The following is a 20,472-nucleotide window of genomic DNA, read 5'->3' on the forward strand; positions in this document are numbered from 1 at the left end:
CCTAGACCCAGGCCCGCAGTCACCAATCCGGTACGGCTCACGGTTTGCATGGCCCCCGCCTCCCCGATGAAGGTGCTGCCAGGTGGATGCGCCATACCCGATCGCATCGTATCCACGATGCGATTCCATCGATACCGCCAGAAAGCAAAGAGCGGACCGTGTTCCGGTACACACCGGACACAGTCCGCTCTGCTGGTCGGGCCGACGGCACAACGTGCCGTCGAGCGGCCGCGCGGCTACTCGGCCGGCTCAGGCCTCCGAGTCGTCGGAGTCGTCGTCCAGCAGGCTCTTCTGCAGGACGGGACCCTCGCCGGGCGCCAGGCTGCCGAGGATGCGCTCAAGATCGTCCATCGATGCGAACTCGACGGTGATCTTTCCCTTCTTCTGCCCCAGGTCGACCTTCACTCGCGTCTCGAAGCGATCCGAGAGGCGCGTCGCCAGGTCACTCAGAGCCGGAGAGACGCGACCGCCGGCTCGGGGTCCCTTGGAGCGCGGCGCGCTCTGCGGGCGGGAACCCATGAGCGTCACGATCTCCTCGACCGCCCGCACCGAGAGTCCCTCGGCCACGATGCGGTGGGCGAGCCTGTCCTGCTCCTCAGAGTCCTCCACGGAGAGCAGGGCCCGTGCGTGACCCGCGGAGAGGACACCCGCTGCGACGCGGCGCTGGACCGCCGGGGGGAGCTTCAGCAGACGCAGGGTGTTGGAGACCTGCGGACGGGACCGTCCGATGCGGTCCGCCAGCTGGTCGTGCGTGCAGTTGAAGTCCTTGAGGAGCTGGTCGTAGGCGGCCGCCTCCTCCAGAGGGTTCAGCTGAGCGCGGTGGAGGTTCTCCAGCAGCGCGTCCAGGAGGAGCTTCTCGTCGTCCGTGGCCCGGACGATCGCCGGAATGGCCTCCAGTCCCGCCTCACGGCAGGCCCTCCAGCGCCGCTCGCCCATGATGAGCTCGTAGCGGGCCGGACCCAGCTGACGCACGACGACGGGCTGGAGGAGCCCGACCTCCTTGATGGAGGTAACCAACTCGGCGAGGGCGTCCTCGTCGAAGACCTCACGTGGCTGACGCGGGTTGGGAGTGATGAAGTCGAGCGGCAGCTCGGCGAAATGCGCGCCGACGGGCTCCGAAGGCATCTCGAAGGACGCGACCTCCGCCGGCTCCTCCGTTTCATGTGAAACAGGCGGCAGCGTGGCCACCTTCGCCGCAGCCACCCCGCGCTCCGCCGTGAGGACAGGCGCGGCCGCCGGCGAGGTGGGTGTCCCACTCGCCGGAGGCGCCGGCCTCTCCCCTGTCGGAGCCGCAGGGATCAGTGCGCCGAGGCCCCGCCCCAGCCCCCGTCGTCGCTCACTCACTGGATCCCCTCCACCGTGTTCTGATCGTTCTGCGCACCCGCGTGTGCGTGTTGCGCGTCGTACGCCACTCCGACACCGCGGAGGGCGATTTCCCGTGCGGCCTCAAGATACGAGAGAGCACCGCTGGAACCCGGATCGTAAGTCAGGACGGTCTGCCCGTAGCTCGGGGCCTCGGAGATACGGACCGAGCGCGGAATGCTTGTCCGCAGCACCTCGTCGCCGAAGTGGTTCCGCACCTCGTCCGCGACCTGCGACGCGAGACGCGTCCGGCCGTCGTACATGGTGAGCAGGATCGTCGAGACATGGAGAGCGGGGTTGAGATGTCCCCGCACCAGGTCCACGTTGCGCAGGAGCTGCCCCAACCCCTCCAGCGCGTAGTACTCGCACTGGATGGGGATGAGCACCTCCGCACCGGCGACGAGCGCGTTGACCGTGAGCAGGCCGAGCGACGGCGGGCAGTCGATGAGGATGTAGTCCAACGGCTGCTCGTACGCCTGGATCGCTCGCTCCAGCCGGCTCTCCCGTGCCACCAGGGACACCAGCTCGATCTCCGCACCGGCGAGATCGATCGTGGCGGGAGCACAGAAGAGACCTTCGACGTCCGGGACGGGCTGGACGACTTCCGAGAGCGGCTTGCTGTCGATCAGCACGTCGTAGATGGACGGGACTTCGGCGTGATGGTCGATGCCCAGCGCTGTGGAGGCATTGCCCTGAGGGTCGAGGTCGATCACCAGGACACGACCACCGTGCAGCGCCAGCGAAGCGGCAAGGTTGACCGTGGTCGTGGTCTTGCCCACCCCACCCTTCTGGTTGGCGACCACCATGACCCGGGTCTGCTCGGGTCGTGGCAGACCCTCGCCGGCGCGACCTAGCGCCTCCACCGCAAGTTGGGCAGCACGACCGATGGGAGTGTCGTCCATCGGGGGCGGTGTTTCACGTGAAACATCCTCCCCCATCGACTCGGTACGGGGACCGGGGACCGGATCGGTCATCGGTCCCGCGATGTTGGCGTCGGACCGCAAGGATTCACTCTCCTCGACTTCAGGCTCGCAATGAACAGAGCCTCCCATGCCTTCGGGGTCGTGAACCAGCGAGGCCCGTTGTTCTGTGGAGAAATCCACCTCTGTGGACAACTCCGCACCCTCTCCGAGTGAACCGAGAGGCTTTCGGTCGCGGGGTTCGGCCGCAGCACGGCCGCGGCTGATGATTCCGTGCAACAGTGAGCGACGTTTCACGTGAAACACGATGCATAGCCGCTCAGGCCATCACCGCGCGACACTCCGAGATGCGTAGGTTTGGAGGCTTGTGTGGAGTACGGACAGCCACCCGACCTGATCGGGTGGAGTGACGAAGAACTCCCGGCCCCGCACAGCGGAACCGGGAGTTCGAGGCCTTCTCAGGAGGTCAGCGTCGACGCCGAACCCGACCGGTGCGGGCGGCCTTGGCCCGCTTGGCGGCGAAGCGCACACCACCCGGGCTCTCGCCGACCTCCACACGCACGACGGTGGAGAGCGGGTCGACCACCCCGTCCCCGACGTGGAGAACGGATGTCTCCACGGCACCGAGCTTGCTCAGGGCCGTGGCAGCGCTCTTCAGCTCCTCCTCCGCGGTGTCGCCCTTGAGGGCGAGCATCTCGCCGTAGGGGCGCAGCAGAGGGATCCCCCACGTGGCCAGGCGGTCCAGAGGCGCCACGGCACGGGCGGTCACCACGTGGACCGGAGGCAGCTTGCCCATGACCTCCTCGGCCCGTCCACGGACGACGGTCACATGATCGAGGCCGAGGAGCTCCACGACCTCGGTGAGGAAGTTGGTGCGCCGCAGCAACGGCTCGAGCAGCGTGATCTTGAGGTCCTCACGGACGAGCGCCAGCGGAATGCCCGGCAGTCCGGCACCCGAGCCCACGTCGCACACCGTCACGCCCTCGGGAACGACCTCGGAGAGCACCGCACAGTTCAGCAGGTGCCGCTCCCAGAGCCGGGGCACTTCACGCGGGCCGATCAGACCCCGCTTCACTCCCGCCTCGGCCAAGAGCTCCGCGTACCGCACCGCGTCCGCGAAGCGATCACCGAAAACCTCACGCGCCTGCTCGGGCGCAGGGGGAAGCTCCGCTGCCTCCGTCACGGGGGGACCGTCCTTCCGTACCGCATGAGCGCACTGGGCGCTGTCTCCAGGACTATCAGGCTGACAAAATTCGGCCCCGTCTGCGCAACAGACGGGGCCGATGGAACGTACGTACCGATCAGGCGGGAAGCACGACGACGAAGCGCTGAGGCTCCTCGCCCTCGGACTCGCTGCGCAGCCCCGCGGCCTTGACCGCGTCGTGCACCACCTTGCGCTCGAAGGGCGTCATCGGCTTCAGCTTCACGGGCTCGCCCGAGCTCTTGACCTCGGCCGCGGCCTTGGCGCCCAGCTCGGAGAGCTCCTCGCGCTTCTTGGCCCGGTAGCCCGCGATGTCCAGCATCAGGCGGCTGCGGTCCCCGGTCTCCCGGTGCACTGCCAGGCGAGTGAGCTCCTGGAGCGCCTCCAGCACCTCACCGTCACGGCCGACCAGCTTCTGCAGGTCACGGCTCCCCGCGTCGCTGATGATCGAGACAGCGGCGCGGTCGGCCTCGACGTCCATGTCGATGTCACCGTCGAGATCGGCGATGTCGAGCAGACCTTCGAGGTAGTCCGCCGCGATCTCGCCTTCCTGCTCCAGGCGGGTCAGGGTGTCGCCCTCGGTGGCGGCGGAGGTGGTGCCTTCCGTCACGGGATGGACTCCTTCTTACTTCTTGGACGGGGACTTGGGCCGCTGAGGACCCTTGCGCTGTCCGGACTGGGCCTTGCTGCGGGTACCGGCGCCGGGCTTGTTGCCGCCACCGGCCGGCTTGGCGGGGGAGGGCTTGGCGTCCTCCGGCTCATCGGACTTGCTCAGCGAGGTCTTCGGCTCGGTCTCGTCGGCCGCCTTGGCGGTGCCCGACTGGGACTGACGCTGCGACTTGGACTGCCGCTTCGGCTGCTGGCGCTTGGGAGCGGCGCCGGTCACCGGGGTGCCGTCCTCCGTCTCGGTGACGACGGCGACATCACTCTTCGCCACGGTGCCATCGGCCGCAGCGGCCAGGCCCACCTTGGTGAGGCTGTTGATGAACTTGCGCTCGAACTCGTTGCGATCGCGGCCCTTGGCGACGATCGCCTTGACGATGGCGCGCTCGCCCCGGCTGCGGGTCTTGCCGTGGTGCGTGACGTGCTTGGTCAGACGCTCCAGGTAAGCGGCCTGAGCCTTGGAACCCGGGGTCGGGTTGTTGTGGATCACGTACATCTGCTGGCCCATGGTCCACACGTTGGTGGTCAGCCAGTAGACGAGGACACCGACCGGGAAGTTGATACCGAAGACGGCGAACATGACCGGGAAGACGTACATCAGCATCTTCTGCTGCTGCATGAACGGCGTCTTCACCGTGGTGTCGACGTTCTTCGTCATCAGCTGGCGCTGCGTGTAGAACTGCGACGCCGACATCAGGACGATCATGATCGCGGTGACGACGCGGACGTCGGTCAGCGAGGCGCCGAGCTGGGCGACCTTGTCGGCGCTGTCGGTGAACTTCGCCGCGAGCGGGGCTCCGAAGATGTGCGCCTTACGGGCGCTGGCGAGCAGCGGATCGTCGATGACGCCGATCGTCTTGCCCGTCGCGATGCCGTTGAGCACGTGGTACAGGGCGAAGAAGAAGGGCGACTGCGCCAAGATCGGAAGGCACGAGGAGAGCGGGTTGGTGCCCGCCTCCTTGTACATCTTCATCATCTCTTCGGACTGGCGCTGCTTGTCGTTCTTGTAGCGCTCCTGGATCTTCTTCATCTCGGGCTGCAGCGTCTGCATCGCCCGAGTGGCCTTGATCTGCTTCACGAAGAGCGGGATCAGGCAGATACGGATCAGGATCACCAGGGACACGATGGACAGGCCCCAGGCCCAGCCCGTGTCGGGACCGAAGATCTTCCCGTACACGGAGTGGAACTGGACGATGACCCAAGAAACGGGTGTCGTGATGAAGCTGAAGAGACTGGCAATCGTGTCCACTAATCAGGCTCCTTGAGCATGGGACGGGGTCTCGGCGGCCGGGCTTGAGGGGTGGTCGGACCTACCAGGCCCCTCGGTGGCCGGTTCGGCGGCGGAGTTCCCGCCCTTGCGTGCACGCCAGGCGTTACGCAGCATTTCGTGCCACCGCGGGCGCTTGCGCGGCGGAACATGGTCCACACCGCCCAGCGACCACGGATTGCACCGGAGGATGCGCCAGGCGGTGAGTGCCGTTCCCTTGATCGCACCGTGCCGATCGATGGCCTGGTAGCCGTAGTGGGAACACGACGGGTAGTACTTGCACACCGGCCCCAGCAACGGACTGATCGTCCACTGGTACAGCTTGATCAGTGCCAGCAGCGGGTACTTCATCGCGCGCCCCCTCCCAGCAGCCGCTGAAGGGCGGCATCCAGGTCTCGGGCCAGCTGTTCATGGTCGGCGTCGCCCGCACCGGGCAGCGCTCGTACGACTACCAGGCTACCGGGGGGCAACAGGGCGACTCGGTCACGCATCAGATGGCGAAGCCTGCGCTTCACCGTGTTGCGTACGACGGCTCCACCCACGGCTTTGCTCACGACGAAACCCGCACGCGTCGGGGGAGCGCTCTCCCCTGGCGCGTGCGGGTCCGTTGCACCGCTACGTAGATGGACGACGAGAAGCGGGCGTCCGGCCCGACGTCCTCGGCGTACCGCGGTCGCGAAGTCTTCGCGCCGCCTCAGCCGATGCTCGGTAGGCAGCACGACATCATGACCTGTGCGATCAGGCGGACAGGCGGGCGCGACCCTTGCCACGGCGGGACGCGAGAATCGCGCGGCCGGCACGGGTGCGCATGCGCAGCCGGAAGCCGTGGGTCTTGGCGCGACGACGGTTGTTCGGCTGGAAGGTGCGCTTGCTCACTCGGGGGCTCCAGAAAGAATCGGTAATGGCGGGGTGCCGTCCTGGCTGTCACCGTGCGCCCACGAGTAGCTCGTATTACGCCCGAGTGCACCGCTTCCCGATCACTCGACGTGATCTATGCCCATCGGAGGCAGGCGGCAGCAGCCATCGACAACTCGACCTGGTTACGGTACGCGCGGCTACGCCATCCGGTCAAACCAGCTCGTGCCGGGAGACACTATCCACAGGCTGGGGACAACAACTTGAACCGCACCGGTCGCCCTGACTACCGTGGCTGAACTCCGATTCGTTCCCTTCCCACCGCCCCAGCGGTTTTGTTCCCCCCGCCCCACCCGACTGACTTCCCGACCCGTTCCCAGAACCACACGTTCGTGGGACCCATGAGAGAGCGTGCCCTGTGGCTGACGTACCTGCCGATCTTGCCGCAGTGTGGCCACGAGTTCTGGAACAACTTCTCGGTGAGGGCCGCGGGCAGGGTGTCGAGGCGAAGGACGAGCACTGGATCAAACGCTGCCAGCCTTTGGCGCTGGTCGCCGACACCGCCCTGCTCGCGGTACCGAACGAGTTCGCGAAGGGCGTACTGGAAGGGCGTCTCGCGCCGATCGTCAGTGAGACCCTGAGCCGCGAGTGCGGCCGTCCGATCCGCATCGCGATCACCGTCGACGACTCCGTCGGCGAGCCCCCCGCCCCGTCCGCCCCGTCGCGCTACGAGGAGCCCGAGCTCCCCTCCGGGCCCGGCCACGGCCGTGACGCGTACGACGGCCAGGGCGGCGACGAGCGCACCGGCTACGGATCCCAGAGCGACGACCGCGCCGGCTACAGCTCCCAGGCCGGGGACGAGCGGGCGGCCTACGGCTCCCCGTCACGCGACGACCGCAGCCCCTACGAAACGCAGGGACGCGATTACGACGCCCCGGCCCGCGACGACCGCGGTGGCTACGACGGCCAGCGGCGCGACGAGTACGAGGGGTACGGCCGCCACCGCGCCGACGACCACAGGGGTGGCCGCGCCGACCAGCTCCCGGGCGGTCCCGGTGACCAGCTGCCGTCGGGACGCCAGGACCAGCTGCCGACGGCCCGGCCCGCCTACCCGGACTACCAGCGGCCCGAGCCGGGCGCCTGGCCGCGGCACTCCCAGGACGACTACGGCTGGCAGCAGCAGCGGCTCGGCTTCCCGGAGCGGGATCCGTACGCCTCACCCGGCCAGGACTACCGGCCGCAGTCGATGGAGCGCCCGCCGTACGAGCAGCAGCGCCAGGACTACGACCAGCCGCGGGGCGACTACGACCAGCGGACCGACCGCCGGGACCTCCAGGATCCGTCCCCGGGCGGCGCCGGACCCGGGCACCGCGGCGGCCCCTCGCTGCCTCCCTCCGGCGCGCCCGGCCCGCTGGCCGCGAAGCCCGCGCCGGCGTCGGGTCCGGGTGAGCCGACCGCGCGCCTGAACCCGAAGTACCTCTTCGACACGTTCGTCATCGGCGCCTCGAACCGCTTCGCGCACGCGGCCGCCGTAGCCGTCGCCGAGGCACCTGCCAAGGCGTACAACCCCCTCTTCATCTACGGGGAGTCGGGACTCGGCAAGACGCACCTGCTGCACGCGATCGGGCACTACGCCCGCAGCCTCTACCCCGGCACGCGGGTGCGCTACGTGAGCTCGGAGGAGTTCACCAACGAGTTCATCAACTCCATCCGCGACGGCAAGGGCGACAGCTTCCGCAAGCGGTACCGCGAGATGGACATCCTGCTCGTCGACGACATCCAGTTCCTCGCGGACAAGGAGTCGACGCAGGAGGAGTTCTTCCACACCTTCAATACGCTCCACAACGCGAACAAGCAGATCGTGCTGTCCTCCGACCGGCCGCCCAAGCAGCTGGTGACACTGGAGGACCGGCTGCGGAACCGTTTCGAGTGGGGTCTGATCACCGACGTCCAGCCGCCCGAACTGGAGACGCGCATCGCGATCCTCCGCAAGAAGGCGGTGCAGGAGCAGCTCAACGCCCCGCCGGAGGTGCTGGAGTTCATCGCCTCGCGGATCTCGCGCAACATCCGCGAGCTGGAGGGCGCGCTGATCCGGGTGACCGCGTTCGCGTCGCTCAACCGGCAGCCCGTGGACCTCGGTCTGACGGAGATCGTCCTCAAGGACCTGATCCCCGGCGGCGAGGACTCGGCTCCCGAGATCACGGCCACCGCGATCATGGCCGCCACGGCCGACTACTTCGGTCTCACGGTGGAGGACCTGTGCGGTTCCTCCCGCAGCCGTGTCCTCGTGACGGCCCGGCAGATCGCCATGTACCTGTGCCGCGAGCTCACGGACCTGTCGCTGCCGAAGATCGGCGCGCAGTTCGGCGGCCGCGACCACACGACCGTGATGCACGCCGACCGCAAGATCCGCGCGCTCATGGCCGAGCGCCGCTCGATCTACAACCAGGTCACCGAGCTCACGAACCGCATCAAGAACGGCTGACCGCGTGGCCGTGCGTCCTAGAGGACGACGGCCGTACGCGGCTGAGGGCGCCCCGGGGCATGTCTCCGCGGGCGCCTTTCGCGTTCTCCGCTTCTCCGCGGGCCGTCGCGGCCCGCCGGCGGCGTCTCTGGCGTCTCTGGGCGTCTCTGCCGTCTCGGGGCGTCTCTGGCGGGTCCGCGGCGGCCGCTCACCCCTCAGACAGGCGTCACGAGAGGTCGCGGCACCCGCTCCGGGAAGCTCCGGCCGGTTCCACAGGAGGGCTTCCCCCGCCGGTTCCGAGCGCTCCGAGCCGGCGTGAGCCCGCTGGAAAACGCTCCGAAAGGCCGCCCCGGGAGGCTCCGGCACCCCCTCGGAGGGTCGTCCGGCCCGTCCGCGTCGCAACCGGCACGACATCAGCTGTTCGATTAAGAGCCCGGTTACGGCCGCTCTCCACAGATTCGGTGACTTTCTGGCGTCCACACCCTGGGGACTGGGAAGTTGTCCAGACTGTGTCCACAGGCGGAGCTGTTGAAAGACCATCAGACCAGGTCAACCGCTTGTGGATTCGTGGACGAACGCTCTCCACAGACTGTGGACGAAGAAAAGATCCACAGGGTGTGCACGGAGTTGTCCACCGTCGACCCACAGGCTTCAGCCGGTTGTCCCCAGCGATCCCCAGCTTCTCCACACGTCTGTCCACTGTTCGGCAACGTGACGCGCCTTCTCACCGTGTCGAGTGAAAGGCGTCACATCGAGGTGCCGGGTTGGGCTGTGGGGAACGTGGGTAAAGCTGGGGACGGCGCTGGGGAGAAGTGGCCCGAGGCTGTGCATCGAGTGTGCAGAACTTTTCGTCGTCCACAGAAGCGCCCGGTTGTCCACCGCCTCCGCCCACAGGGCCAGTGGACAAAAAATCCCGCCTGACCTGCGAAAACGCGGTTATCCACGGTATCCACAGGCCCTACTACTACTCCCAACTAGAGAGAGCCTGGGAATCGTTTCGAAGACGGGGCTGTGCACAACTTGCTCTCGGCGGCTCGACTGCCGCTCGGCACGACTTGACCCCGAGGGGCACCGACTGTCAGCGCGGTGCGTCAGACTGGTCCCCGGTGTCCTTCCCCTCACAAGGCGGAGCGACACCGGGACGACGAAGGCCAGCAGGGCGAGAGCGCCGGCAACAGACGGAGGCGGCAACGGTGAAGATCCGGGTGGAACGCGACGTACTCGCGGAGGCAGTGGCCTGGGCGGCACGCAGTCTCCCGGCCCGTCCGCCGGCGCCTGTGCTCGCCGGCCTCCTCCTGAAGGCCGAGGAGGGTGCCCTGAGCCTCTCCAGCTTCGACTACGAGGTCTCGGCGCGCGTCTCCGTGGACGCGGAGGTCGACGAGGAGGGCACCGTCCTCGTCTCCGGCCGTCTGCTCGCGGACATCTGCCGCGCCCTCCCCAACCGACCGGTGGAGATTTCCACAGACGGTGTACGGGCGACCGTGGTCTGCGGCTCCTCGCGATTCACACTCCACACCCTGCCTGTGGAGGAGTACCCGGCACTGCCCCAGATGCCGTCGGCGACGGGCACGGTCCCCGGTGAGGTCTTCGCCTCGGCCGCAGCGCAGGTCGCCATCGCCGCGGGCCGCGACGACACGCTCCCCGTCCTGACCGGTGTGCGCATCGAGATCGAGGGCGACACCGTCACCCTCGCCTCCACCGACCGCTACCGCTTCGCGGTCCGCGAGTTCCTGTGGAAGCCGGAGAACCCGGACGCGTCCGCGGTCGCCCTGGTGCCCGCCAAGACGCTCCTGGACACCGCCAAGGCACTCACCAGCGGCGACAGCGTCATCCTGGCGCTCTCCGGCTCGGGCGCGGGCGAGGGCCTGATCGGTTTCGAGGGCGCCGGACGCCGCACGACCACCCGTCTGCTCGAGGGCGACCTCCCGAAGTACCGCACGCTGTTCCCGACGGAGTTCAACTCGGTCGCGGTGATCGAGACCGCCCCCTTCGTCGAGGCCGTCAAGCGTGTGGCCCTGGTCGCCGAGCGGAACACCCCGGTGCGCCTCAGCTTCGAGCAGGGCGTGCTGATCCTGGAGGCCGGCTCCAGCGACGACGCACAGGCTGTGGAAAGGGTCGACGCCCAGCTGGACGGCGACGACATCTCGATCGCCTTCAACCCGACGTTCCTGCTCGACGGTCTGAGCGCCATCGACTCGCCGGTGGCCCAGCTGTCCTTCACGACGTCGACGAAGCCCGCGCTGTTGAGCGGCAAGCCGGCCGTCGACGCGGAGGCCGACGAGGCCTACAAGTACCTGATCATGCCGGTGCGACTGTCGGGCTGAGCCTCCTCGCGCGCCGGGCCGCCCGGTCCGGCGCGCGTGTCCACGATGTGGCGACCGTCTGAGCGGGTATGCCCACAGATGTGCGTGAGCTCCACCGCTGCCCGAAAGGCGTGGGTGGTACCGCCAGGCTTAGGCTCTGACACGGGTACGAGAGTGCCCTCATGCCACGTCGCAACCCTAAGGAACCACTGATGGAGCTCGGTCTCGTCGGCCTCGGCAAGATGGGCGGCAACATGCGCGAGCGAATCCGCCGCGCAGGCCACACCGTCATCGGATACGACCGCAACCCGGACCTCGCCGATGTCCACAGCCTCGAAGAACTTGTGGGCAAGCTGAAGGGCCCGCGCGTGGTGTGGGTCATGGTCCCGGCCGGTGCCGCGACCCAGGCCACCATCGACGAGCTGGCCGCCCTGCTGGAGCCGGGCGACGTCGTCGTCGACGGCGGCAACTCCCGCTGGACGGACGACCAGAAGCACGCCGTCGAGCTGGGCATCAAGGGCATCGGCTTCGTCGACTGCGGCGTCTCCGGCGGTGTCTGGGGCCTGGAGAACGGCTACGCGCTGATGTACGGCGGCGACAAGGAGAACGTCGCCAAGGTGCAGCCGGTCTTCGACGCGCTCAAGCCCGAGGGCGACTTCGGGGCGGTGCACGCCGGCAAGGTCGGTGCGGGCCACTTCGCCAAGATGGTCCACAACGGCATCGAGTACGCCATGATGCAGGCCTACGCCGAGGGCTGGGAGCTGCTGGAGAAGGTCGACTCCGTCACGGACGTGCGCGAGGTCTTCCGCTCCTGGCAGGAGGGCACCGTCATCCGCTCCTGGCTGCTCGACCTCGCGGTCAACGCCCTGGACGAGGACGAGCACCTGGACAAGCTCAAGGGTTATGCACAGGACTCCGGCGAGGGACGCTGGACTGTGGAAGCCGCCATCGACCACGCGGTGCCGCTGCCGGCGATCACCGCGTCGCTGTTCGCGCGCTTCGCGTCGCGGCAGGACGACTCGCCGCAGATGAAGATGATCGCGGCACTGCGCAACCAGTTCGGCGGCCACTCCGTCGAGAAGGCCTGATCCGAGCCCCGGGTTCTCCACACCCGGGGTGACCCGGTTGTCCACAGCCGGGGGAAAACCGGAGGGCCGGGGAGACCCGGGCCTCGGGAGAACCGAGACACCACGCTGGGGGAGGTCGGCGAACGACCATGCACGTCACGCATCTGTCGCTGGCCGACTTCCGCTCGTACGCCCGGGTCGAGGTCCCGCTCGACCCGGGCGTCACCGCGTTCGTGGGGCCCAACGGGCAGGGCAAGACGAACCTGGTCGAGGCGGTCGGCTATCTGGCGACCCTCGGCAGCCACCGTGTCTCCTCCGACGCGCCCCTGGTCCGCATGGGCGCCGACCGGGCGATCATCCGGGCCAACGTCCGGCAGGGCGACCGGCAGCAGCTCGTCGAGCTGGAGCTGAACCCGGGCAAGGCCAACCGAGCCCGCATCAACAGATCCTCGCAGGTCAGACCGCGTGACGTGCTGGGCATCGTACGGACCGTGCTGTTCGCCCCGGAGGACCTCGCCCTCGTGAAGGGCGACCCCGGGGAGCGGCGCCGGTTCCTCGACGAGCTGATCACCGCCCGCTCCCCGCGCATGGCCGGCGTCCGCTCCGACTACGACCGGGTCCTCAAACAGCGCAACACCCTCCTGAAGTCCGCCGCACTGGCCCGCCGGCACGGCGGACGCACCATGGACCTGTCGACACTCGACGTCTGGGACCAGCACCTCGCGCGCGTGGGCGCCGAACTGCTCGCCCAGCGGCTCGACCTCGTCGCCACCCTCCAGCCGCTGGCCGACAAGGCCTACGAACAGCTGGCTCCCGGCGGCGGACCGATCACCCTGGAGTACCGGCCGTCCGCACCCGGCGAGGCGCACGCGCGCGAGGAGCTGTACGAGCAGCTGATGACGGCGCTCGCCGAGGTCCGCAAGCAGGAGATCGAGCGAGGCGTGACCCTTGTCGGGCCCCACCGTGACGATCTGCTTCTCAAACTCGGTCAGCTGCCCGCCAAGGGGTACGCCTCGCACGGCGAGTCCTGGTCGTACGCGCTGGCGCTGCGCCTGGCCTCGTACGACCTGCTCAGGGCCGAGGGCAACGAACCCGTGCTGGTCCTGGACGACGTGTTCGCCGAGCTCGACAGCCGCCGCAGGGAGCGCCTCGCGGAACTCGTCGCGCCCGGCGAGCAGGTCCTGGTGACCGCCGCGGTGGACGACGACGTACCGGGCGTACTGACGGGGACGCGGTACGCCGTGTCCGAGGGCACGGTGGAACGCGTATGACGGAGAACACACCGGACGCGACACCCGGCACCGGAAAGGGTGCGGGAGACGCCCGCGGCAAGACCCCCGAGCCCTCCGGCGTCGACCTCGCGCGCGTGGCCCTGCGCGCGGCGAAGGAGCAGGCACGCGCGCGTGGGGACGCCGCACAGCAGCGGAAGCAGGCACGGCGCGGCGGCGGCCTGCGCTCCGGCGCACGCGCCGACGGACGCGACCCCATGGCGCTCGGCTCCGCCATCAACCGGCTGCTGACCGAGCGCGGCTGGGAGACCCCGGCCGCGGTCGGCGGGGTGATGGGCCGCTGGCCGCAGATCGTCGGCGACGACCTGGCCAAGCACTGCGTGCCGGTCAAGTACGACGACGACCCGGCCGAGCGGGTGCTGACGGTGCAGTGCGACTCGACGGCCTGGGCGACCCAGCTCCGGCTGCTGGCTCCGCAGCTGGTCGCACGGCTGAACCAGGACCTCGGGCACGGCACGGTGCGCCTGATCAAGGTGCAGGGCCCCGGCGGCCCCGCCCGCCGCTTCGGTCCGCTGCGCGCGCCCGGGAGCACGGGCCCCGGCGACACCTACGGCTGATCGCGTTCGGCCGACACGCTCGACTCGCGCGCCCGCACCCGAGGCGGACGGAATGTCTCGGCCATACCTCGGCCTCGGTCGACACTTCTGTCACAGCCGGCGCAGGCCTTCACCGCAGACGCGCCCCGCGCCGCCCGGCCGCCCGGGGCGCGCCCTCGCCCTCCGTCCGCCCTCTCCGCGCCGCACCCGACCTCATCCGGCCGGAGGATTCCCCTGCCCCGGGCGCGGCGCGGACCACCTCCCGCGGCAGTGGGACCGCCGAAGTCCGACGGGCACCGGAAGGCGTTCTGACCTGTGACGATCCGCAGATCGTCGGCTGTCGCGAGGCATCACCGAGCCTTCTCAGAGGCCGCTCCCGCCCCGCTCCGGGGCCCGGCGCGGTTCCACCCCACGCGGTTGCGAACACCGACCTGACTCCGCAGTAGCCAAGGGTTGACAGCCGGAAGCGCTGAGTGCCGCTGTGAGCCTCTTTGGGCCCGGGGCCGTATATGGGGAGTCGGCCGAGACCGGTTCAGGGCGGCACATGCGGACTCAGGTACCGGCAAACCCCCATCACTGTCGGCGCTACCGGTAGACTGGAGGCTAATCCCGCCCCACTTGTGGGACACACCGAGCAACGCTGACTAAGGCTTACCAACGCAACACGCCGCAGCCGCTCCGGCCACCCGCCGGGAGCTTGGCTTGTGCTGTGCCAGAAAGGGCGCTTCGTGGCCGATTCCGGCAACCCCAACGAGAACATCCCGTCCACCGACGCCGGCGCCACTGGCGAGGTCTCATCCTCGTACGACGCCAGCGCCATCACCGTCCTCGAGGGTCTGGACGCGGTCCGCAAGCGACCCGGCATGTACATCGGCTCGACCGGTGAGCGCGGACTTCACCACCTCGTGTACGAGGTCGTCGACAACTCCGTCGACGAGGCGCTGGCCGGCTACGCGGACACCATCGAGGTGACGATCCTGGCCGACGGCGGCGTCCGCGTCGTCGACAACGGCCGAGGCATCCCGGTGGGCATCGTCGCCTCCGAGGGCAAGCCGGCCCTCGAGGTCGTGCTGACCGTGCTGCACGCGGGCGGCAAGTTCGGGGGCGGCGGCTACGCGGTCTCCGGTGGTCTGCACGGCGTCGGCGTCTCCGTCGTGAACGCCCTGTCGAGCAAGGTCTCCGTCGAGGTCAGGACCGACGGCCACCGCCACACGCAGGACTACAAGATGGGCGTCCCGACCGCCCCGCTGGCCAAGCACGAGGCCACGGAGGACACGGGCACGTCGGTCACCTTCTGGGCCGACCCGGACATCTTCGAGACCACCGAGTACTCCTTCGAGACGCTCTCGCGGCGTTTCCAGGAGATGGCGTTCCTCAACAAGGGTTTGACGATCAAACTCACTGACGAGCGCGAGTCGGCGAAGGCCACCTCCGGAGCGGACGAGGCGGGCGCGGACGAGACCGCCGAGGTCAAGACCGTCACGTACCACTACGAGGGCGGCATCGTCGACTTCGTGAAGTACCTCAACTCCCGCAAGGGAGACGTGGTGCACCCGACGGTGATCGACCTGGAGGCCGAGGACAAGGACAAGAGCCTCTCCCTCGAAGTCGCGATGCAGTGGAACAGCGGCTACAGCGAGGGCGTCTACTCCTTCGCCAACATCATCCACACCCACGAGGGCGGCACGCACGAGGAGGGCTTCCGTGCGGCGCTGACCTCGCTGATCAACAAGTACGCGCGCGACAAGAAGCTGCTTCGCGAGAAGGACGACAACCTCACGGGCGACGACATCCGCGAGGGTCTGACCGCGATCATCTCGGTCAAGCTGAGCGAGCCGCAGTTCGAGGGTCAGACCAAGACCAAGCTGGGCAACACGGAGGCCAAGACCTTCGTGCAGAAGGCCGTCTACGAGCACCTCAACGACTGGCTCGACCGCAATCCGAACGAGGCCGCGGACATCATCCGCAAGTCCATCCAGGCGGCCACCGCGCGCGTGGCGGCCCGCAAGGCGCGTGACCTCACCCGCCGCAAGGGCCTCCTGGAGTCGGCGTCCCTGCCGGGCAAGCTCTCCGACTGCCAGTCGAACGACCCCACCAAGTGCGAGATCTTCATCGTCGAGGGTGACTCCGCCGGCGGCTCGGCCAAGTCCGGCCGCAACCCGCAGTACCAGGCGATCCTCCCGATCCGAGGAAAGATCCTCAACGTCGAGAAGGCGCGGATCGACAAGATCCTGCAGAACCAGGAGATCCAGGCGCTGATCTCCGCCTTCGGCACCGGAGTCCACGAGGACTTCGACATCGAGAAGCTCCGCTATCACAAGATCATCCTGATGGCGGACGCCGACGTCGACGGCCAGCACATCAACACCCTGCTGCTGACCTTCCTGTTCCGCTTCATGCGGCCGCTGGTCGAGGCCGGGCACGTGTTCCTCTCCCGTCCCCCGCTCTACAAGATCAAGTGGGGCCGGGACGACATGGAGTACGCGTACTCCGACCGCGAGCGCGACGCGCTGCTCGAGATGGGCCGTCAGCGCGGAAAGCGCGTCAAGGAGGACTCGATCCAGCGCTTCAAGGGTCTCGGTGAGATGAACGCCGAGGAACTGCGCATCACGACGATGGACCAGGAGCACCGCGTCCTCGGCCAGGTCACCCTCGACGACGCCGCCCAGGCCGACGACCTGTTCTCGGTGCTGATGGGCGAGGACGTCGAGGCGCGCCGCGCGTTCATCCAGCGCAACGCCAAGGACGTCCGCTTCCTCGACATCTGAGTCGGTCTCAGCTGACCGCACCGGAAAGGATCTTCACCAGCAATGGCCGACGAGAACACCCCCAGTACGCCTGAAGAGGGCGGCGAGATCGTCCTGCGTGTCGAGCCCGTCGGGCTCGAGACGGAGATGCAGCGCTCGTACCTCGACTACGCGATGTCCGTCATCGTGTCGCGTGCGCTGCCCGACGTGCGGGACGGCCTCAAGCCCGTCCACCGCCGCGTCCTGTACGCCATGTACGACGGCGGCTACCGCCCCGAGAAGGGCTTCTACAAGTGCGCCCGCGTCGTCGGCGACGTCATGGGCAACTACCACCCGCACGGCGACTCCTCGATCTACGACGCGCTGGTCCGCCTCGCGCAGCCGTGGTCGATGCGCATGCCGCTGGTGGACTCCAACGGCAACTTCGGCTCCCCGGGCAACGACCCCGCCGCCGCCATGCGCTACACCGAGTGCAAGATGGCGCCGCTGTCCATGGAGATGGTCCGCGACATCGACGAGGAGACCGTCGACTTCACGGACAACTACGACGGCCGCTCCCAGGAGCCGACCGTCCTGCCGTCCCGCTTCCCGAACCTGCTGATCAACGGCTCCGCCGGTATCGCGGTCGGCATGGCCACCAACATCCCGCCGCACAACCTGCGCGAGGTCGCGGCCGGCGCCCAGTGGTACCTGGAGAACCCGGAGGCCTCCCACGAGGAGCTCCTGGACGCCCTCATCGAGCGCATCAAGGGCCCCGACTTCCCGACCGGCGCCCTCGTGGTCGGCCGCAAGGGCATCGAGGAGGCGTACCGCACGGGCCGCGGCTCGATCACCATGCGCGCGGTCGTCGAGGTCGAGGAGATCCAGAACCGCCAGTGCCTGGTGGTCACCGAACTCCCCTACCAGGTCAACCCGGACAACCTCGCCCAGAAGATCGCCGACCTCGTCAAGGACGGCAAGATCGGCGGCATCGCGGACGTCCGTGACGAGACCTCGTCGCGCACGGGCCAGCGGCTGGTCATCGTCCTGAAGCGGGACGCGGTCGCCAAGGTCGTCCTGAACAACCTGTACAAGCACACCGACCTGCAGACGAACTTCGGCGCCAACATGCTGGCGCTCGTCGACGGCGTGCCGCGCACCCTCTCCCTGGACGCGTTCATCCGCCACTGGGTGGCGCACCAGATCGAGGTCATCGTCCGCCGGACGAAGTTCCGGCTGCGCAAGGCCGAGGAGCGCGCGCACATCCTGCGCGGTCTGCTGAAGGCCCTGGACGCCATCGACGAGGTCATCGCGCTGATCCGGCGCAGCGACACGGTCGAGATCGCGCGCGAGGGCCTGATGGGCCTCCTGGAGATCGACGAGATCCAGGCCAACGCCATCCTCGAGATGCAGCTGCGCCGGCTCGCCGCCCTGGAGCGTCAGAAGATCATCCAGGAGCACGACGAGCTCCAGGTGAAGATCACCGAGTACAACGCGATCCTCGCCTCGCCCGTGCGCCAGCGCGGGATCATCAGCGAGGAGCTCGCCGCGATCGTCGAGAAGTTCGGCGACGACCGCCGCTCCAAGCTGGTGCCCTTCGACGGCGACATGTCCATCGAGGACCTCATCGCCGAAGAGGACATCGTCGTCACCATCACGCGCGGCGGCTACGTCAAGCGCACCAAGACGGACGACTACCGCTCGCAGAAGCGCGGCGGCAAGGGCGTACGCGGCACGAAGCTCAAGGAAGACGACATCGTCGACCACTTCTTCGTGTCGACCACGCACCACTGGCTGCTGTTCTTCACCAACAAGGGCCGCGTCTACCGTGCGAAGGCCTACGAGCTCCCGGACGCCGGCCGGGACGCACGCGGTCAGCACGTCGCCAACCTGCTGGCCTTCCAGCCGGACGAGGCGATCGCCGAGATCCTCGCGATCCGTGACTACGAGGCGGCGCCCTATCTGGTCCTGGCCACCAAGGGCGGCCTGGTGAAGAAGACGCCTCTGAAGGACTACGACTCGCCCCGCTCGGGCGGCGTCATCGCGATCAACCTCCGTGAGACGGAGGACGGTTCCGACGACGAACTGATCGGAGCCGAACTCGTCTCGGCCGAGGACGATCTGCTGCTGATCAGCAAGAAGGCCCAGTCGATCAGGTTCACCGCGACGGACGACGCATTGCGCCCCATGGGCCGTGCGACCTCGGGCGTCAAGGGCATGAGTTTCCGCGAGGGCGATCAGCTTCTCTCGATGAATGTTGTTCGACCCGGTACGTTCGTGTTCACTGCGACAGACGGTGGGTACGCGAAGCGGACCGCTGTCGACGAGTACCGCGTCCAGGGTCGCGGCGGCCTCGGTATCAAGGCCGCCAAGATCGTCGAGGATCGCGGCTCCCTCGTCGGTGCACTGGTGGTCGAGGAGACCGACGAGATCCTCGCCATCACACTGTCGGGCGGTGTGATTCGTACGCGAGTCAACGAGGTCAGGGAGACGGGCCGTGACACCATGGGTGTCCAGCTGATCAACCTGGGCAAGCGCGATGCCGTGGTCGGTATCGCTCGTAACGCCGAGGCCGGTCGTGAGGCGGAGGAGGTCGACGGTGACATCACCGTGGACGAGTCCGCCGAAGGCGCCGAGGCCATCGGTACGGACGAGGGCGAGCAGTCCTCGGCCGAGTAGCGCGAGGAGTGAGTCATCGTGAGCGGAGCCACGGGCGCCGGATCGACCGGTACGGAAACGGACGGCGGCCGTGGCCCCGCCACGGATGCGACTGACTCCCATGACTCTCATGTTTCCCAGGGGGGAACTGTGACCGACACCCGAGGCCCGCAGGCCCAGCAGTACGCGGGCGGCCAGCCGGCCCCGGCAGGGGCGCCCCTGGCGCCGGGCTCGCCGCTGCCCGGGGAGCGTCAGCCCCAGCAGCCCGGCCAGCCCTATCACCCGCCGCAGGCCTACCCGGCTCAGACGTCTTCGAGCGCGGTGCGCCGGCCGCGTACCGGTGCCCGTACGACACCGCGGACGCGCAAGGCGCGACTGCGGGTGGCCAAGGCCGACCCCTGGTCGGTGATGAAGGTCAGCTTCCTGCTCTCCATCGCGCTCGGCATCTGCACGATCGTGGCGTCGGCGGTGCTGTGGATGGTCATGGACGCGATGGGCGTCTTCTCGACCGTCGGCGGCACCATCTCCGAGGCGACCGGGTCGAACGAGTCCAACGGCTTCGACCTCCAGTCGTACCTGTCGCTCCCGCACGTCCTGATGTTCACGTCCGTCATCGCGGTCATCGACGTGGTCCTGGCGACCGCGCTGGCCACGCTCGGAGCGTTCATCTACAACCTGTCCGCGGGCTTCGTCGGCGGTGTCGAGCTCACGCTCGCCGAGGACGAGTGAACCTCCGTTCAAACGTCTCCCGACTATCGATTTTGGGACTGGCCGCGTCGTGCGCTAATCTTCAGAGGTCAGCGCGCGGGACACACACCGCACAGCGCGGCGGGGCTATAGCTCAGTTGGTTAGAGCGCATCCCTGATAAGGATGAGGCCACAGGTTCAAATCCTGTTAGCCCCACCAGCACGAAGACCCCCGGTCCACACGGACCGGGGGTCTTCTGCATCCACGGCCGCCGTCGACCGGCGGTCGGATCCTCCGGGGGCTCACGGCGCGCAGGGAGGCCAGGCGGGCCGGGTTCCGGTCCGGTGCCGGCCGACGCGTTCCAGGGGCCGGGCGATCGTCCTTCGAGCCCCCTTCACGCCGGGGCGTGCGCCGTGCAACCTTCCTCCGGGCTCACGAGTCTCCACGCTGTACTTCGTCCCGCACAGCGTGGA

At 68.4% G+C, this 20,472-nt stretch carries 16 protein-coding genes and 1 tRNA gene; 9 read left to right on the forward strand and 8 right to left on the reverse strand.

From position 1 onward, the window contains the following. Positions 1 to 249: 249 nt before the first annotated feature. From ACSYGO_RS24175 to rpmH, 8 genes are all read right to left on the reverse strand, one after another. The gene (locus ACSYGO_RS24175; protein ID WP_460387608.1) at positions 250 to 1,344 is read right to left on the reverse strand and encodes a ParB/RepB/Spo0J family partition protein; all 1,095 of its coding nucleotides are present in this window, start codon (positions 1,342 to 1,344) and stop codon (positions 250 to 252) included. Beyond that, positions 1,341 to 2,414: a ParA family protein gene (locus tag ACSYGO_RS24180; protein ID WP_078629360.1), complete on the reverse strand. Its 1,074-nt coding sequence runs from the start codon at positions 2,412 to 2,414 to the stop codon at positions 1,341 to 1,343. The genes ACSYGO_RS24175 and ACSYGO_RS24180 overlap by 4 nt, the downstream gene beginning before the upstream one ends. 334 nt (positions 2,415 to 2,748) lie before the next feature. Then, a complete protein-coding gene (gene rsmG, locus ACSYGO_RS24185) occupies positions 2,749 to 3,465 on the reverse strand; it encodes a 16S rRNA (guanine(527)-N(7))-methyltransferase RsmG (protein WP_426677073.1) in 717 nt (238 codons plus the stop codon). A 118-nt stretch (positions 3,466 to 3,583) separates the two neighbouring features. Continuing rightward, positions 3,584 to 4,093, reverse strand: a complete 510-nt coding sequence (locus ACSYGO_RS24190; protein WP_095935442.1) for a Jag family protein — start codon at positions 4,091 to 4,093, stop codon at positions 3,584 to 3,586. 15 nt (positions 4,094 to 4,108) lie between these two features. Continuing rightward, on the reverse strand, positions 4,109 to 5,395 hold the full coding sequence (yidC, locus tag ACSYGO_RS24195) for a membrane protein insertase YidC (RefSeq protein WP_426677072.1): 1,287 nt from the start codon (positions 5,393 to 5,395) through the stop codon (positions 4,109 to 4,111). A 3-nt stretch (positions 5,396 to 5,398) separates the two neighbouring features. After that, positions 5,399 to 5,764, reverse strand: coding sequence for a membrane protein insertion efficiency factor YidD (gene yidD / locus ACSYGO_RS24200; protein ID WP_345640202.1), 366 nt, complete (start codon positions 5,762 to 5,764; stop codon positions 5,399 to 5,401). Continuing rightward, on the reverse strand, positions 5,761 to 6,132 hold the full coding sequence (rnpA, locus tag ACSYGO_RS24205) for a ribonuclease P protein component (RefSeq protein ID WP_359489000.1): 372 nt from the start codon (positions 6,130 to 6,132) through the stop codon (positions 5,761 to 5,763). The genes yidD and rnpA overlap by 4 nt, the downstream gene beginning before the upstream one ends. Before the next feature lie 19 nt (positions 6,133 to 6,151). Beyond that, positions 6,152 to 6,289, reverse strand: a complete 138-nt coding sequence (rpmH, locus tag ACSYGO_RS24210) for a 50S ribosomal protein L34 (protein WP_003949374.1) — start codon at positions 6,287 to 6,289, stop codon at positions 6,152 to 6,154. Between the two features lie 397 nt (positions 6,290 to 6,686). Here rpmH and dnaA point away from each other — a divergent pair, with 397 nt between their 5' ends. The 9 genes from dnaA (at position 6,687) to ACSYGO_RS24255 (ending at position 20,218) form a co-directional block, all read left to right on the forward strand. Next, positions 6,687 to 8,753, forward strand: a complete 2,067-nt coding sequence (dnaA, locus tag ACSYGO_RS24215; RefSeq protein WP_460387611.1) for a chromosomal replication initiator protein DnaA — start codon at positions 6,687 to 6,689, stop codon at positions 8,751 to 8,753. 1,172 nt (positions 8,754 to 9,925) lie between these two features. Further along, positions 9,926 to 11,056 (forward strand): DNA polymerase III subunit beta, encoded by a 1,131-nt coding sequence (dnaN, locus tag ACSYGO_RS24220; protein WP_095935448.1) that lies wholly within the window; start codon positions 9,926 to 9,928, stop codon positions 11,054 to 11,056. Positions 11,057 to 11,247: 191 nt separating this feature from the next. Further along, positions 11,248 to 12,123 (forward strand): phosphogluconate dehydrogenase (NAD(+)-dependent, decarboxylating), encoded by an 876-nt coding sequence (gene gnd, locus ACSYGO_RS24225; protein ID WP_460387613.1) that lies wholly within the window; start codon positions 11,248 to 11,250, stop codon positions 12,121 to 12,123. A gap of 128 nt (positions 12,124 to 12,251) precedes the next feature. After that, the gene (recF, locus tag ACSYGO_RS24230; RefSeq protein WP_426677068.1) at positions 12,252 to 13,373 is read left to right on the forward strand and encodes a DNA replication/repair protein RecF; all 1,122 of its coding nucleotides are present in this window, start codon (positions 12,252 to 12,254) and stop codon (positions 13,371 to 13,373) included. Continuing rightward, positions 13,370 to 13,948, forward strand: a complete 579-nt coding sequence (locus ACSYGO_RS24235; RefSeq protein ID WP_095935451.1) for a DciA family protein — start codon at positions 13,370 to 13,372, stop codon at positions 13,946 to 13,948. Before recF ends, ACSYGO_RS24235 begins: the two co-directional genes overlap by 4 nt. A gap of 683 nt (positions 13,949 to 14,631) precedes the next feature. Then, the gene (gyrB, locus tag ACSYGO_RS24240; protein ID WP_460387615.1) at positions 14,632 to 16,695 is read left to right on the forward strand and encodes a DNA topoisomerase (ATP-hydrolyzing) subunit B; all 2,064 of its coding nucleotides are present in this window, start codon (positions 14,632 to 14,634) and stop codon (positions 16,693 to 16,695) included. A gap of 42 nt (positions 16,696 to 16,737) precedes the next feature. Next, on the forward strand, positions 16,738 to 19,332 hold the full coding sequence (gene gyrA, locus ACSYGO_RS24245; protein ID WP_426677066.1) for a DNA gyrase subunit A: 2,595 nt from the start codon (positions 16,738 to 16,740) through the stop codon (positions 19,330 to 19,332). Between the two features lie 18 nt (positions 19,333 to 19,350). After that, positions 19,351 to 20,040, forward strand: a complete 690-nt coding sequence (locus tag ACSYGO_RS24250) for a DUF3566 domain-containing protein (protein WP_426677065.1) — start codon at positions 19,351 to 19,353, stop codon at positions 20,038 to 20,040. Positions 20,041 to 20,141: 101 nt separating this feature from the next. Then, positions 20,142 to 20,218 (forward strand) — tRNA-Ile (locus ACSYGO_RS24255). The last annotated feature ends 254 nt before the right edge of the window (positions 20,219 to 20,472 follow it).

The sequence above is a fragment of the Streptomyces krungchingensis genome, assembly GCF_054729265.1.

Excerpts from the sequence above, each read along its gene's own strand:
- ACSYGO_RS24180 (WP_078629360.1), bottom strand. The coding sequence starts at position 2,414 with ATGGGAGGCTCTGTTCATTGCGAGCCTGAAGTCGAGGAGAGTGAATCC.
- yidD (WP_345640202.1), bottom strand. The coding sequence starts at position 5,764 with ATGAAGTACCCGCTGCTGGCACTGATCAAGCTGTACCAGTGGACGATC.
- gnd (WP_460387613.1), top strand. The coding sequence starts at position 11,248 with ATGGAGCTCGGTCTCGTCGGCCTCGGCAAGATGGGCGGCAACATGCGC.
- recF (WP_426677068.1), top strand. The coding sequence starts at position 12,252 with ATGCACGTCACGCATCTGTCGCTGGCCGACTTCCGCTCGTACGCCCGG.
- ACSYGO_RS24235 (WP_095935451.1), top strand. The coding sequence starts at position 13,370 with ATGACGGAGAACACACCGGACGCGACACCCGGCACCGGAAAGGGTGCG.
- gyrA (WP_426677066.1), top strand. The coding sequence starts at position 16,738 with ATGGCCGACGAGAACACCCCCAGTACGCCTGAAGAGGGCGGCGAGATC.